We start from the raw sequence: 13,631 nt of genomic DNA on the forward strand, positions 1-13,631 counted from the left end.
GGGTGATCCTGCCGCGCGCCGGTTCGCGCAGTCCAGGGAGGGTGCGCTCACGCACGCGCGCGAGCGGTTTCGGGTAAAGATGGACAGGTGGACGCAGACCTGGTCATGCCGCTGAAACCGCCGGGCGCGGGCAAGTCGCGGCTGCGCGGCGCGGTCGCCGCGCACCGGCACGCCGAACTGGTGCTGGCGCTGGCCTGCGACACGCTGGCCGCGGTCACGTCGGTCGCCCGGGTCCGGCGCGTGCTCGTCGTCACCTCTGATCCGGCCGCGCTGTCCGAATTGGCCGGTCTCGGCGTCGAACTGGTCGCCGAGCCGGCGGAGGGCGGGCTCAACGAAGCGTTGCGCCACGGCGCGGAGCTGCTGCGCGCGGACGCGCCGGACGGAGTCGTCGGCGCGCTCCAAGCGGATCTCCCCGCGTTGCGCGCGGTGGATCTGGAACGGGCGCTCACCGAAGCCGCCGGCCGCCGCGCGGTGGTGTTCGACCGGCAGGGCACCGGGACCACGCTGTTGCTGTCCGCGCCGGGGAAACCGCTCGACCCGCACTTCGGCGCCGGCTCCGCGGAACTGCATCGGGCGTCCGGTGCGATTCCGCTCACCCAGGCTTTGCCGTCGCTGCGCAGCGACGTCGACACCGAAGATGATCTCCGCCACGCCGCGCGGCTCGGTCTCGGGAAGCGCACCGCGGCATTGCTCCCGGCCGAACGGACGCAATTGCGCTGACGTGTTCACTCGACCTTCATCGCGGCCTGCGCAAACCGCGGCTTCGTAGTGAACAATGGGCAGCGTGAGCACAGAAGACGGCAGCACTCCGGCCCGGCGGCGCGTGAAGAGCGGCAGCAGCGCGTCCCCCTCGTCCCCGGCCCCGCGCACCGCGGGCGGGAAGGCGACCTCGCGCGGGAACGGCGACGCCGCGGCGGCCCGCCGGGCAAAACCCAAGGCGGCTCCGGCTGAGGACAACGCCAAACCGGCCAAGCGCAAAACCGCTTCGTCGAGCGCGCTGCGCTCCTCGGCGAAGAAACCCGCCGCGCCGCCCGCCGCCGTGCGATCGCGCCGGACCACGACCGAGAGCGGCGAGGAATTCCGCTCCGTCCCCTCGGCCCCGCCCGCCGTCACGTCCGCGCCCACCGCCGTCGAGTCGCTTCCCGACGACCGTTATTTCAACCGCGAGCTGTCCTGGCTCGACTTCAACGCCCGCGTGCTCGCGCTGGCCGAGGACGAATCGCAGCCGCTGCTCGAACGGGCCAAGTTCCTCGCCATTTTCGCGTCCAATTTGGACGAGTTCTACATGGTCCGGGTCGCCGGGCTGAAACGCCGCGACGGCACCGGCCTCTCGGTGCGCAGCGCGGACGGGCTCACGCCGCGCGAACAGCTGGACTACATCGCCAAGCGCAACCAGGACCTGGTCGAGCGGCACACCGCCGCGTTCAAGGAGCACCTGCGCCCGCAGCTGGCCGAGCAGGACATCCGGATCGTCGGCTGGTCCGACCTGTCCGGGGCCGACCAGCTCCGGCTGTCGAGCTACTTCTCCGAGCAGATCTTCCCGGTGCTCACGCCGCTCGCGGTCGACCCGGCGCACCCGTTCCCGTACATCTCCGGGCTGTCGCTCAACCTCGCGGTGACGGTGCGGGATCCGCAGGGCGGCCTCGAACGGTTCGCGCGCGTGAAGGTGCCGAGCAACGTGCCGCGGCTGATGCGCGTGGAAACCGAACGCGGCAACCGGACCGCGACTTTCCTGCCGCTCGAGGAACTGATCTCCGCGCACCTGAGCGATCTGTTCACCGGCATGGAGGTCACCGAGCACCACGTCTTCCGCGTCACCCGCAACGCCGACTTCGAGGTCGAGGAAGACCGCGACGAGGACCTGTTGCAGGCCTTGGAACGCGAGCTGGCGCAGCGCCGGTTCGGCCCGCCGGTGCGGCTCGAGGTCGCGCAGGACATGAGCGAGCACATGCTCGAACTGCTGCTGCGCGAGCTGGAAGTCGATCCCGAGGACGTCGTCGAGGTGCCGGGTCTCCTCGACCTCACCTGCCTGTTCCAGCTGTCCGCGGTCGACCGCAAGGAGTTGAAGGACCGGCCGTTCGTGCCCGCGACGCATCCGGCGTTCGGCGAACGCGAGACGCCCAAGAGCGTGTTCGCGACGCTGCGCGAGGGCGACGTCCTGGTGCACCACCCGTATGACTCGTTCTCCACGAGCGTGCAGCGGTTCATCGAACAGGCCGCGGCCGACTCGAAGGTGCTGGCGATCAAGCAGACGCTGTACCGGACGTCGGGCGATTCGCCGATCGTGGACGCGCTGATCGACGCCGCCGAGGCGGGCAAGCAGGTCGTGGCGCTGGTGGAGATCAAGGCGCGGTTCGACGAGCAGGCCAACATCACCTGGGCGCGCACGCTGGAACGCGCGGGCGTGCACGTCGTGTACGGCTTGGTGGGCCTCAAAACGCACTGCAAGGTGTCGATGGTGGTGCGGCAGGAGGGTTCGACCATCCGCCGCTACTGCCACATCGGCACCGGCAACTACAACCCGAAGACCGCGCGGCTGTACGAGGACCTCGGCCTGCTCACCGCGGACCCGAGCATCGGCGCGGACATCACCGACCTGTTCAACGTCCTCACCGGCTACTCGCGCCAGGACACCTACCGCACGATCCTCACGTCGCCGCACGGCATCCGCCGCGGCATCGTGCGCGCGATCGGCGAGGAGATCGAACTCGCGCGCGCCGGGCTCGACGCGGGCATCCGGATCAAGTGCAACTCGCTCGTGGACGAGCAGGTGATCGACGCGCTGTACCACGCGTCGCAGGCAGGCGTTCCGGTCGACGTGGTGGTGCGCGGGATCTGTTCGCTGAAGCCGGGCGTCGAGGGCTTGAGCGAGAACATCCGCGTCCGCTCGATCCTCGGCCGGTTCCTGGAGCATTCGCGGGTGTTCAACTTCCGGGCGGGCGGCACGCACTGGATCGGCAGCGCGGACATGATGCACCGCAACCTCGACCGCCGGATCGAGGCGCTGGTGCGGGTCAAGGACCCGAGGCTGACACGGCAGCTGGACGAGGTGTTCGATTCGGCGCTCGATCCGCACACGCGCTGCTGGGTGCTCAGTTCCTCAGGCGAATGGCAGCCGTTCCCGGCCGCCGGTTCGCAGGTGCGCGACCACCAGCTCGAACTCGCGAAGCTGCACGGGGCCGTCGGATGAGCGTGGACGTCCGGGCCGCGGGCGCGGTGCTCTGGCGCCGTGCCGGGGCGGGGATCGAGGTAGCCGTCGTGCACCGGCCCCGCTACGACGATTGGTCGCTGCCGAAGGGAAAGGTCGACCCCGGCGAAACGATCGCGGCCACCGCGGTGCGCGAGATCGCCGAGGAGACCGGGTTCCGCGCGGTGCTGGGCCGCTATGTCGCGCAGACGAGGTACGAAGTCCCCGCGAAGAACAACGGGCGGCTGCTGCGCAAGAGCGTCGACTACTTCAGCGGCGAAGCCGTCGAGGGAGCCTTCGCACCCAACGAAGAGGTCGACGAACTGCGCTGGCTGGACCCGATCGCGGCCGAGCAGCTGCTCACCCGGCCGGCGGATGTCCGGGTGCTGCGCGAGTTCTGCGCCCTCCCGCCCGCGCCGACGACGGTGTTGCTGGTGCGGCACGCGAAAGCGGGCAAACGCGAAGACTGGACCGGCGACGACGACCTCCGCCCGCTGTCGGAAGCCGGCCAACGCCAAGCGGCCGCACTGCGAGACCTGCTGCCGCTCTTCGGCCCCGACCGGGTGTTCTCCGCACCGCGGCTGCGCTGCGTGCAGACCGTCGGCGGAATCGCGGACGCACTCGGCGTCGAGGTGCGGCACGAGCCGTTGCTGTCGGAGGAGGGCTACTGGCCCGACCCGCTGCTCGGAATCCGCCGCCTGCTGGCGATCGCGGCCGACGGGGGCACTCCGCTGATCAGCAGCCAGGGCGGGGTGATCCCGGACCTGGTGAGCGCGCTGGCGGACCGGGACGGCCTGGAACTGCCCGCCGCCCGCGACGGGGTGGTGCCGAGCAAGAAGGGCTCGCTGTGGGTCCTGTCGTTCTCCCCCGGCGACGACGGACCGGTTCTGGTGGGCGCGGACTATTACCCGAGCCCGCTGCCCGCTCCGGTGCCTTCGGCAGGCTGATTTTTTCACCAGGGGCCCGGCGTGCGCGCCGGGCCCCTTCTCGTGCGCGCTCTTCGGCGATTCGGATTCTATAGAGACCGGTATTGCTGAGCGCCGCTCAGCAGTTATCCGCGGGTCCGGCATAAGCGACGTCCGAGACACGCTCGCGGGGTTTATTTACCCCCGGCGGGGATTTATCTCCGGGCGTCGGATTAGCCCTCCCGGACCCGTCGCTTCGGGGAATCCGATCGCCTTCCCGGACGGCCCCGAATCTGTTGTCTTATCAGCAATTCGGCGGGTTCTCCCCGGAGCCCGAACAGGCCGCCGACCTCGGGAAACGCGGTCTTCCCGCTGCCCCAACACCATCCGGGCAGGTGCTCCGGCAACCCTGGCGGGGCAGCGAATTCGCGACCTCCGGAGAGACTCGCCACACCGGCTCGCTTGCCCCGCTGTCCCGCCTCGCCCGGAAACCCCGCGACCACAACGGGGTCTGGCGGCCCACCGCTCGCCCGGCCTCGAAACCCGTCCGCCACAACAGCTCGCCCGCCCTCTCGCAGCAGGTCGACACCGCAATCGCCCCCGCAGCGCCATCCCCGCAACGCACCCGGTCCGCTCATCCGGGTGCCGCTCAGCCACCCGCGACCCGCCGCCGTCCAGCCACAATCCCAGCCCCCGCAACCCCGTCCGACTCCCCGCCCGAAGCACCCCGCGCAGCCGCAACCTGACCCCGCACCAGCACAACAGCCCTGCCCGGCTCACCGCGCGAAGCACCCACCCAGCCGAAACCCCACGCCAGCACAGCAACCCCCGCGCAGACTCACCGTCCCAAACACGCCGCCCAGCCGACCCCCAGCCGAGCGCCCGCATAACAACCCCGCCCCGACTTCCCGCTCAGCCCAGCCGAAACCCCAGCCCCACAACGCCTCACCACTCCCCCCGCCAGCTAACCCTTCCCACCACCCGACTCCCCCCATCCAGCCTCCCAAGTCCCCCGAAAACGCGGCAGCGCCCCGACCTCACCTCGCCCCGACTCCCCCCATCCAGCCGCCCAAACGCCCGAAAACGCGGCAGGGCCCCGACCTCACCCGAGGTCGGGGCCCTGCCGCGAAGCAACGAATACCGGGGCTGTTACTTCTTCTTGGCCGCCGAGGTGCGCTTCGCCGGGGCCTTCTTGGCCGCGGCCGTGGTCTTCTTCGCTGCCGCGGTGGTCTTGGCGGCAGGCTTGGCGGCGGCCTTCGCCCGCGTGGTGGTGGCCTTCGGGGCCGCCTTGGCGCGGGTGGTGGTGGACTTCGCGGCCGTGGCGCGCGTCGTCGTCTTGGCCGCGGTGGCCTTGGCGGGAGCCTTGGCCGCGGTGGCGCGGGTGCGCGTGGCGGCGGGCTTCGCCGCCGTGGCACGGGTGCTGCGCGTGGCGGTGGTCGAGGCGGCGCGGGTGGTGGTCGCCTTCGCGGTGCTGGCCGTGGCCCGCTTCGCCGCCGTGGCCTTGGGCAGCTTCTTCGAACCGGAAATCACGTCCTTGAACGTGGTGCCCGCACGGAACGCCGGAACGTTCGTCTTCTTCACTCGCACGGCTTCGCCGGTGCGCGGGTTGCGCGCGGTGCGGGCGGCACGAGCGCGCTTTTCGAACACCCCGAAGCCGGTGATGGTGACCTTTTCGCCCTTGTTGACCGTCCGGATGATGATGTCGACGAGACCGTCGACGGCCTCCGAAGCAACCTTTTTGTCGCCCAGACGCTCCGACAGCGCCTCGATCAGCTGGGCCTTGTTGGCCATTCCAGTCCCTCCAAGAAGAACTCTTCGTCCACGGCCAGGTCGGCCGGCTAACGCACACGGTATTACCAAGACAGCACAAATTCCAAACGGCACGCGAAATTTTCCCTTGCGACGGGAACGGTTCCGCCCTCCCGAAGGACCCGTTTCCGGGTCCGGGAGGCTCCGTTTGGCGTGGGCGAAGAGGGGGCCCGCCGGGGCCGGATTCCCTTTCCGAGCAGGGAATCCGGCCCCGGCGGCGCAGGTCAGGAGGTCGCGGCGGGAAGCGTCGCGGGCTTCCAGGAGGGCCGCTTCGACTCGAACTCGTCGATGTCCCCCGCGTGGCGCAGAGTCAGCGCGATGTCGTCGAGTCCTTCGAGCAGCCGCCAGCGGACGTAGTCGTCGATCTGGAAGGGCGCGGTGAAGTCCTTGGCCCGCACGGTCTTGGCTTCGAGGTCCACCGACACCTCGGTGCCGGGCTCGTTCTCCAGCAGCTTCCAGAGCAGTTCGACATCCGACTGCTCGCACTGCGCGGCGACGAGGCCGCCCTTGCCGGAGTTGCCGCGGAAGATGTCGGCGAACCGGGACGAGATGACGACCCGGAAGCCGTAGTCCATCAACGCCCACACGGCGTGCTCGCGCGACGAACCGGTGCCGAAGTCCGGCCCGGCGACCAGCACCGACCCGTTCTTGAACGGTTCCTGGTTGAGGATGAAGTCCTCCTGGCCGCGCCAGGCGGCGAACAGCCCGTCCTCGAATCCGGTGCGGGTCACGCGCTTGAGGTAGACGGCCGGGATGATCTGGTCAGTGTCCACGTTGGACCTGCGCAGCGGGACCCCGATCCCGGTGTGCTGGGTGAACGGTTCCATGGTGGGAGCTCCTCTCGGGGAAGTCAGGCGGGCAGGTCGGCGGGCGAGGACAGCGTCCCGCGCACGGCGGTGGCGGCGGCCACGAGCGGCGAGACGAGGTGCGTGCGGCCGCCCTTGCCCTGCCGTCCCTCGAAGTTGCGGTTGGAGGTGGACGCGCTCCGCTCGCCGGGGGCGAGCTGGTCCGGGTTCATTCCGAGACACATGGAGCAGCCCGCCTGCCGCCATTCGGCTCCCGCCTCGGCGAAGATCTTGTCCAGGCCTTCCTCTTCGGCGGTCTTGCGCACCCGCATCGAACCGGGCACCACGAGCATCCGGACCGAATCGGCCACCTTGCGCCCACGCAGCACCTCGGCCGCGGCGCGCAGGTCCTCGATCCGGCCGTTGGTGCAGGACCCGAGGAAGACGGTGTCCACCGCGATCTCGCGCAGCGGCGTGCCCGGCTTCAGATCCATATAGGACAGCGCCTTCTCGGCGGCGAAGCGCGCGTTCTCGTCCGGGATCGCGGCCGGGTCGGGCACCGAATCGCCCAGCGGCAGGCCCTGTCCCGGGTTGGTGCCCCACGTCACGAACGGCGTCAGCTGGTCCGCGTCGAGGTGGACCTCGGCGTCGAATTCCGCGCCCTCGTCGGTGCGCAGCTCGCGCCAGGCGGCGACGGCGGCGTCCCACTCCTCGCCCTTCGGCGCGTGCGGACGGCCCTTGAGGTAGGCGAAGGTCGTCTCGTCCGGCGCGATCATGCCGGCGCGCGCGCCCGCCTCGATCGACATGTTGCAGATGGTCATCCGGGCTTCCATCGACAGGTCTTCGATGGCCTTGCCGCGGTACTCGAGGACGTAGCCCTGCCCGCCGCCGGTGCCGATTTTGGCGATCACCGCGAGGATCACGTCCTTCGCGGTGACGCCCGGCTGCAGCGTGCCGTCGACGTTGATCGCCATCGTCTTGAACGGCCGCAGCGGCAGCGTCTGGGTGGCGAGCACGTGCTCGACCTCGGAAGTGCCGATGCCGAAGGCCATCGCGCCGAACGCGCCGTGCGTCGAGGTGTGACTGTCGCCGCACACCACGGTGGTGCCCGGCTGGGTCAGCCCGAGCTGCGGTCCGATCACGTGCACGATGCCCTGTTCGGCGTCGCCCATCGGGTGCAGCCGGACGCCGAACTCCTTGCAGTTGCGGCGAAGCGTGTCGACCTGGGTGCGGGACACCGGGTCGGCGATCGGGAGGTCGATGTCGACGGTGGGGACGTTGTGGTCCTCGGTGGCGATGGTGAGGTCGGGGCGGCGCACCTGCCGCCCGGCCAGCCGCAGTCCGTCGAACGCCTGCGGGCTGGTCACTTCGTGCACCAGGTGGAGGTCGATGTAGAGCAGATCCGGTTCGGCGCCTTCGCCTCGGCGCACGAGGTGGCTGTCCCACACCTTCTCCGCCAGCGTACGAGCCTTGCCGGTGGGGGTGGTCATCTCCGGCTCCTTCCACGGGATCGGCCGGGAGCACGGAACCCGGACAGAGCCGGTGAGGAGGGGCGAGCCGCGGCTGGCCGCGGGCCCGGGTTTCGTTTTTCCCAGATTCTGGACTTCCCACACTGCGGGAAGATAGTATCGCGTCGTGGGACAGCATAGCGGTATCGGAGTACTGGACAAAGCCGTGGCCGTGCTGCAGGCCGTCGCCGAGGACCCGTGCGGGCTGGCGGAACTGTGCACGCGCACCGGGCTTCCGCGCGCGACCGCGCACCGGCTCGCGGTCGGGCTCGAGGTGCATCGCCTGTTGCGGCGCGGCCCGGACGGGCGCTGGCGGCCGGGCACCGCGCTCGCCGAACTCGCGGGCGGGTCGACCGACCCGTTGCTCGACGCGGCGAGTTCGGTGCTGCCGAAGCTCCGGGACATCACCGGCGAAAGCGTTCAGCTTTACCGGCGCGACGGCGTGCAGCGCGTGTGCGTTTCGACCGCGGAGCCGCCGAGCGGTTTGCGCGACACGGTTCCGATCGGCTCGCGCCTGCCGATGACGGCGGGCTCGGGCGCGAAGGTCCTTGCCGCGTGGTCGGATCCGCACACGCAACGGACGATCCTCGCCGACGCGGTTTACGGCGAACGCACTCTGCTCGAAGTCCGCCGCCGCGGCTGGGCGCAAAGCGTCGCCGAACGCGAGCCCGGCGTCGCGAGCGTTTCCGCCCCGGTGCGCGATTCCTCCGGAACCGTCGTCGCCGCGGTATCGGTCTCCGGCCCGATCGAACGCATAGGGCGCAAGCCCGGCGCCCGGTGGGCGGCCGATCTCCTCGCCGCCGCCGACGCGCTCCAGGAACGCCTCTAACGCCCGCCTCCCACCACGCGCCAACCCCAGGCCGCCTTCCGCCACCCCGGCGGGAGGCGGCCTTTTCACATCGACGCCCCCTGACGCGGGTTACCGCGAACACATCCCGCCCGACGGCCAGACCCCAAGCGCCACTGCCGAAGCACCCGGGGAACGACTCCGCCGCTCAGCCCTTCCCCGACAGCCCTCCCCTCACACAAGGCAGCTCCCCTCGCCCCACGCGACGAACCCAAAGCCCCGACCGCCTCTCCTCCACCCCGGCGGGAGGCGGCCTTTTCACATCGACGCCCGCCGTCAGACCCGAATCCAAAGCCCGCCCACCCCAGCCGCCGCTCCACCGCACCGGAAGGAGGCAGCCTTTTCCCATCGACAATCCTGACGCGGGTTACCGCGAACACACCCCACCCGACAGCCAGACCCAAAGCACCGCCGCCGAAGCACCCGGGGAACGACTCCGCCGCTCAACCCTTCCCCGACAGCCCTCCCCTAACGCGAAGCCGCACCCCTCACCCCACGCGACGAACCCAAAGCCCCAACCACCTCTCCGCCACCCCGCCAAGAACCGCCCTTCCCCCACAACCGATCCCACCGACGCGACGTCCCGCGAACCCAACGCACCCCGCAGCCGAACCCAAACCCGGCACCGCGAACGATTCCGCCCCGCCGCGCGATTCCCCGCCCCCGCCGCCGCACCGACCCGATCGAACGACCTCAAGCCCCTCCCGAAGACCCTCCCCGCCGCCAACCACGACGCCCCGCGGAACGCCTCTGTCGCCCAGCCCCCGCTCCGCCACGCCCGTGCGAGGCAGCCTTTTTCGCGCGGTTTTCGATCGTCCTCAGTAGACCGTCCGGCCGCTGCACGGGCCCTCCGAGCGCCCCCGCCGCACTCAGCCACGACACCTCAAGAAAAGGCAAAACCGCAGGCCAGCGGCTGTCCACATGCGACTTTGCCGGTGCCGCAAGCACTCTCGCGGGTCTTCCGGCCAGTGAAAGAATCCGGCGCTTCGGGCGGCTCGCCCACTCTCCGGTTAGCCGACACGGCAACGAAAAAGGCAGGTCCCGATTGGACTTGCGAAGTCTATGGGTGATAATGACTGCGTTCGGCCTGTATGGCCGTATAAAACAAGTTCTGGTTGGAGGAACTGGAATGGCCAACAAGGCCCAGCTGATCGAAGCTCTGTCGGAGCGCATCGGCGACAAGAAGGCAGCCGCGGAAGCCGTCGACGGTCTCGTCGACATCATCATCCGCACCGTCCACAAGGGCGAAAAGGTCACCATCACCGGCTTCGGAGTCTTCGAAAAGCGCGCTCGTGCCGCCCGCACCGCGCGCAACCCGCGCACCGGCGAAGCCGTGCGGGTCAAGAAGACCAACGTTCCGGCGTTCCGCGCGGGCACCACGTTCAAGGACGTCATCTCCGGCTCCAAGAAGCTGCCGAAGGCGACTGCCGTGAAGCGTGCGACCGCCAGCACCGCGAAGGCGACCGCCACCCGCGCCACGGCGACGACCACCACTCGCGCCAAGGCCACCGCCGCCAAGCCGGCCGCCACCCGCACCCGCGCCACCGCGGCCAAGGCTCCCGCCAAGGCCACCGCCGCGAAGGCCACCACCACCCGCGCCAAGGCGACCGCCACCAAGGCCACCGCGGCCAAGGCGGCTCCGAAGGCCACCACCACGCGGGCGAAGGCCGCCGCCAAGCCGGCCGCCAAGAAGACCACGGCGACCGCGAAGAAGGCTCCGGCCAAGCGCACCTCGGCCGCGAAGAAGAAGTAACTCCGCTTCTCCGGAAGCAGACCGCAAGCCCCGCCCGGCTTCTCCCCGGGCGGGGCTTGCCGCATCTCTGCCCTTTTTTCCCGCGCCGCATGCGCTCTCCGGCATTCGGAGCAAACGGCGCACGGACGACCCCGATTCCCCAGCAGCGCGTCGACCGTCAAGATCCGTTGGCACGCTTGCCCGTACGGCTCTCCCGGACCATGAAGCGACAGCTGGGTCGCAGCGGCGGGCATTGTCCCCGCCGCATCACAACGGCGCAGCGCGAAGGAAATCGAGGGAACGCCTCTGCGTTTTCCCGATCGCACCGGCCATCTCGCCGCCGCCTCCAGTCGATCACCTGTTCCCCCAAGCAAGTGCGAACGCCCGCGCGAAACGGTCTCCGGGGTTTCCTTGCCGTGTCCGGCCCGGCACCATGCGTGGCCGCCAGGTGTCCGCGATCACCCAGGCCGCGCAAGGTCCACAACAGACTTTCGGGTTGTTATGCGAACGTGACAACCACGCACTGTCGCCACCGGTAATCCAGTCGGGCGAACCGGCGAATCCGGACTGGTTTCGCCAGCGCACACCGTCTTTTCCCCGCCGCCGCACCGGTGTCTCGCGGGCGCGCGCACCGCGCCCGCGAAAGTGGGTGCCGGGCCACGAAAACCGGCCGTCATCGGTGAAGCGGTCGCGCGATCGGCTCCGATCACTGTTGGTCTATGCAATCATGACGCCCGGCAAGGACCCCGAATGCGAGAACATGAGACGACTGTGCCGATAGTTCGTGTGGAGAAGCTGTACAAAGTGTTCGGCCGCCGGGCGGAAGAAGCGGTCGGCAAGCTGGAGAACGGCGCCGACCGCGCCGAATTGGAGCTGCCCGGCGTGACCGCGGCGGTGATCGACGCCTCCTTCACCGTGGAGCGCGGCGAAATTTTCGTGGTGATGGGACTGTCCGGTTCGGGCAAGTCGACCCTGCTGCGCACGCTGAACGGATTGCTCCCGGCCACTTCCGGGCGGGTACTGGTCGACGACATCGACCTGACCGACAAGTCCGCGAGCGAGGTGCGCGAGCTGCGCCAGCGGCGGATGAGCATGGTGTTCCAGCACTTCGCGCTGTTCCCGCACCGCACGGTCGCGGAGAACGTCGCCTACGGGCTGAGCGTGCAGAACGCTCCGCGCGAGCGGCAGCGCGAACGCACCGCCGAAGCACTCGAGATGGTCGGGCTCACCGGATGGGAGGACCGGTTGCCCGGTCAGCTTTCCGGCGGGATGCGCCAGCGCGTCGGCCTCGCCCGCGCGCTGGCCGCGGACACCGAGATCCTGCTGATGGACGAGGCGTTCAGCGCGCTGGACCCGTTGATCCGCAAGGAGATGCAGGACCAGCTCCTGACGCTGCAGCGGCAGCTGGGCAAAACGATCGTGTTCATCACGCACGACCTCAACGAGGCCATGCGCCTCGGCGACCGGATCGCGATGATGCGCGACGGCCGGATCGTGCAGGTCGCGACCGCGCAGGAGATGCTCACCGAACCGGCCGACGAATACGTCGCGAAGTTCGTCCGCGATGTCGACCGTTCCCGGGTGCTCACCGCGTCCGCCGTGATGGCGCCCGCGGACATCTCGTTCACCCCGGCCACGACCGTCGCCGAAGCGCTGGAAACGATGCGCCGGAACGAACTCTCCGGCGTGCTGGTGACCGAGGACGGCAAGTTCGCCGGCGCGGTCGACCGGCGCGCGGTGAGCGAAGCCGCCGACAACGGCACGGAAACGATCGCCGGCCTCGTCGACCGTTCCGCCGCGCGCACCAGCCCGGAAACCCAGATGGCCGAACTGTTCGGCCACGCCGCTTCCGCGCCCGCGCCGCTCGCGGTGGTCGACGCCGAGGGCGCGCTGCTCGGCGCGGTGACCCGGGAGGCGCTGCTGAACGCGCTGAGCTCAGGAGAAAACGACGAACAGGAGGTGAACGCCCGTGTCTGACAGCGTCCTCTTCGGCGATCTGCCGCAGATTCCCGTCGGCACCTGGTTCAAGGCGATCATCGACTGGCTGCAGGGCAACATCGGCCCGTTCTTCGATTTCGTCGAAACCGTCGTCAGCGGTGCGATCAACGGCCTTTCCTCGGCCCTGACCTGGGTGCCGTGGCCCGTGCTGCTCGTGATCTTCGCGGCGCTCGGCTGGTGGCTGCGAGGCTGGAAGTTCGGCCTCGGCTCGGCGATCGGGTTCGCGCTCATCGACAGCCTCCGCGAGTTCCCCTCCGCGATGCAGACCCTTTCGCAGGTGCTGATTTCCGGCGTGGTCGCGGTGGTGATCGCGGTGCCGGTCGGGATCGCGGCCGCGCGCAACGAAACAGTGAGCCGGATCGTGAAGCCGGTGCTGGACTTCATGCAGACGCTGCCCGCGTTCGTGTACCTGATCCCGGTCATCTTCTTCTTCTCGATCGGCGCGGTGCCGGGCGTGGTGGCGACTGTCGTGTTCTCGCTGCCGCCGGGCGTGCGGCTGACCGAACTCGGCATCCGCCAGGTCGACCCGGAAATGGTCGAGGCGGGCGAGGCGTTCGGCTCGCCGCCGCGGCGGATCCTGCGGGAGATCCAGATCCCGCTCGCGATGCCGTCGATCATGGCCGGGATCAACCAGATCATCATGCTGTCGCTGTCGATGGTCGTGATCTCCGGCATGGTCGGCGCTCCGGGACTCGGCGCCGAGGTGTACGCCGCGGTCACGAGCCTCAAGCTGGACCTGGGTTTCCAAGCCGGTCTCAGCGTGGTCGTGCTGGCGATCTACCTCGACCGGCTCACCTCTTCGCTCGGGGCGCGCTCGGCGGTGGGCCGCGCCCTCCGCCGGGCCGACGCGGCCTGATCCA

10 protein-coding genes are annotated in these 13,631 nt (G+C 69.8%); 7 read left to right on the forward strand and 3 right to left on the reverse strand.

Annotated features, from left to right (window positions below):
- Positions 1-87 precede the first annotated feature (87 nt).
- The 3 genes from cofC to DMP23_RS25270 are packed head-to-tail and all read left to right on the forward strand — an operon-like array spanning position 88 to position 4,134.
- Positions 88-720: a 2-phospho-L-lactate guanylyltransferase gene (cofC, locus tag DMP23_RS25260; RefSeq protein ID WP_337822710.1), complete on the forward strand. Its 633-nt coding sequence runs from the start codon at positions 88-90 to the stop codon at positions 718-720.
- A gap of 55 nt (positions 721-775) precedes the next feature.
- A complete protein-coding gene (locus DMP23_RS25265; RefSeq protein ID WP_337822711.1) occupies positions 776-3,190 on the forward strand; it encodes an RNA degradosome polyphosphate kinase in 2,415 nt (804 codons plus the stop codon).
- A complete protein-coding gene (locus tag DMP23_RS25270; RefSeq protein WP_037811730.1) occupies positions 3,187-4,134 on the forward strand; it encodes an NUDIX hydrolase in 948 nt (315 codons plus the stop codon). Before DMP23_RS25265 ends, DMP23_RS25270 begins: the two co-directional genes overlap by 4 nt.
- A gap of 1,107 nt (positions 4,135-5,241) precedes the next feature.
- On the opposite strand, the gene DMP23_RS25275 is transcribed toward DMP23_RS25270, so the two are convergent.
- The 3 genes from DMP23_RS25275 to leuC form a co-directional block, all read right to left on the reverse strand.
- On the reverse strand, positions 5,242-5,883 hold the full coding sequence (locus tag DMP23_RS25275) for an HU family DNA-binding protein (protein ID WP_337822712.1): 642 nt from the start codon (positions 5,881-5,883) through the stop codon (positions 5,242-5,244).
- 242 nt (positions 5,884-6,125) lie between these two features.
- A complete protein-coding gene (leuD, locus tag DMP23_RS25280; protein WP_037811732.1) occupies positions 6,126-6,728 on the reverse strand; it encodes a 3-isopropylmalate dehydratase small subunit in 603 nt (200 codons plus the stop codon).
- 23 nt (positions 6,729-6,751) lie between these two features.
- On the reverse strand, positions 6,752-8,176 hold the full coding sequence (gene leuC, locus DMP23_RS25285; protein WP_037811734.1) for a 3-isopropylmalate dehydratase large subunit: 1,425 nt from the start codon (positions 8,174-8,176) through the stop codon (positions 6,752-6,754).
- 145 nt (positions 8,177-8,321) lie between these two features.
- Here leuC and DMP23_RS25290 point away from each other — a divergent pair, with 145 nt between their 5' ends.
- The 4 genes from DMP23_RS25290 (at position 8,322) to DMP23_RS25305 (ending at position 13,627) form a co-directional block, all read left to right on the forward strand.
- The gene (locus DMP23_RS25290) at positions 8,322-9,023 is read left to right on the forward strand and encodes an IclR family transcriptional regulator (protein ID WP_009074079.1); all 702 of its coding nucleotides are present in this window, start codon (positions 8,322-8,324) and stop codon (positions 9,021-9,023) included.
- Positions 9,024-10,170: 1,147 nt separating this feature from the next.
- A complete protein-coding gene (locus tag DMP23_RS25295) occupies positions 10,171-10,794 on the forward strand; it encodes an HU family DNA-binding protein (RefSeq protein ID WP_037811736.1) in 624 nt (207 codons plus the stop codon).
- A 729-nt stretch (positions 10,795-11,523) separates the two neighbouring features.
- Positions 11,524-12,750, forward strand: a complete 1,227-nt coding sequence (locus DMP23_RS25300; protein ID WP_051728871.1) for a quaternary amine ABC transporter ATP-binding protein — start codon at positions 11,524-11,526, stop codon at positions 12,748-12,750.
- Positions 12,743-13,627: an ABC transporter permease gene (locus tag DMP23_RS25305; protein ID WP_037811739.1), complete on the forward strand. Its 885-nt coding sequence runs from the start codon at positions 12,743-12,745 to the stop codon at positions 13,625-13,627. The genes DMP23_RS25300 and DMP23_RS25305 overlap by 8 nt, the downstream gene beginning before the upstream one ends.
- Positions 13,628-13,631 lie beyond the last annotated feature (4 nt).

Origin of the sequence: Amycolatopsis sp. A1MSW2902 (assembly GCF_017312175.1) — a bacterium.
GTDB lineage: Bacteria > Actinomycetota > Actinomycetes > Mycobacteriales > Pseudonocardiaceae > Amycolatopsis > Amycolatopsis nivea.

Excerpts from the sequence above, each read along its gene's own strand:
- DMP23_RS25265 (WP_337822711.1), top strand. The coding sequence starts at position 776 with ATGGGCAGCGTGAGCACAGAAGACGGCAGCACTCCGGCCCGGCGGCGC.
- DMP23_RS25270 (WP_037811730.1), top strand. The coding sequence starts at position 3,187 with ATGAGCGTGGACGTCCGGGCCGCGGGCGCGGTGCTCTGGCGCCGTGCC.
- DMP23_RS25275 (WP_337822712.1), bottom strand. The coding sequence starts at position 5,883 with ATGGCCAACAAGGCCCAGCTGATCGAGGCGCTGTCGGAGCGTCTGGGC.
- leuD (WP_037811732.1), bottom strand. The coding sequence starts at position 6,728 with ATGGAACCGTTCACCCAGCACACCGGGATCGGGGTCCCGCTGCGCAGG.
- leuC (WP_037811734.1), bottom strand. The coding sequence starts at position 8,176 with ATGACCACCCCCACCGGCAAGGCTCGTACGCTGGCGGAGAAGGTGTGG.
- DMP23_RS25295 (WP_037811736.1), top strand. The coding sequence starts at position 10,171 with ATGGCCAACAAGGCCCAGCTGATCGAAGCTCTGTCGGAGCGCATCGGC.
- DMP23_RS25300 (WP_051728871.1), top strand. The coding sequence starts at position 11,524 with ATGCGAGAACATGAGACGACTGTGCCGATAGTTCGTGTGGAGAAGCTG.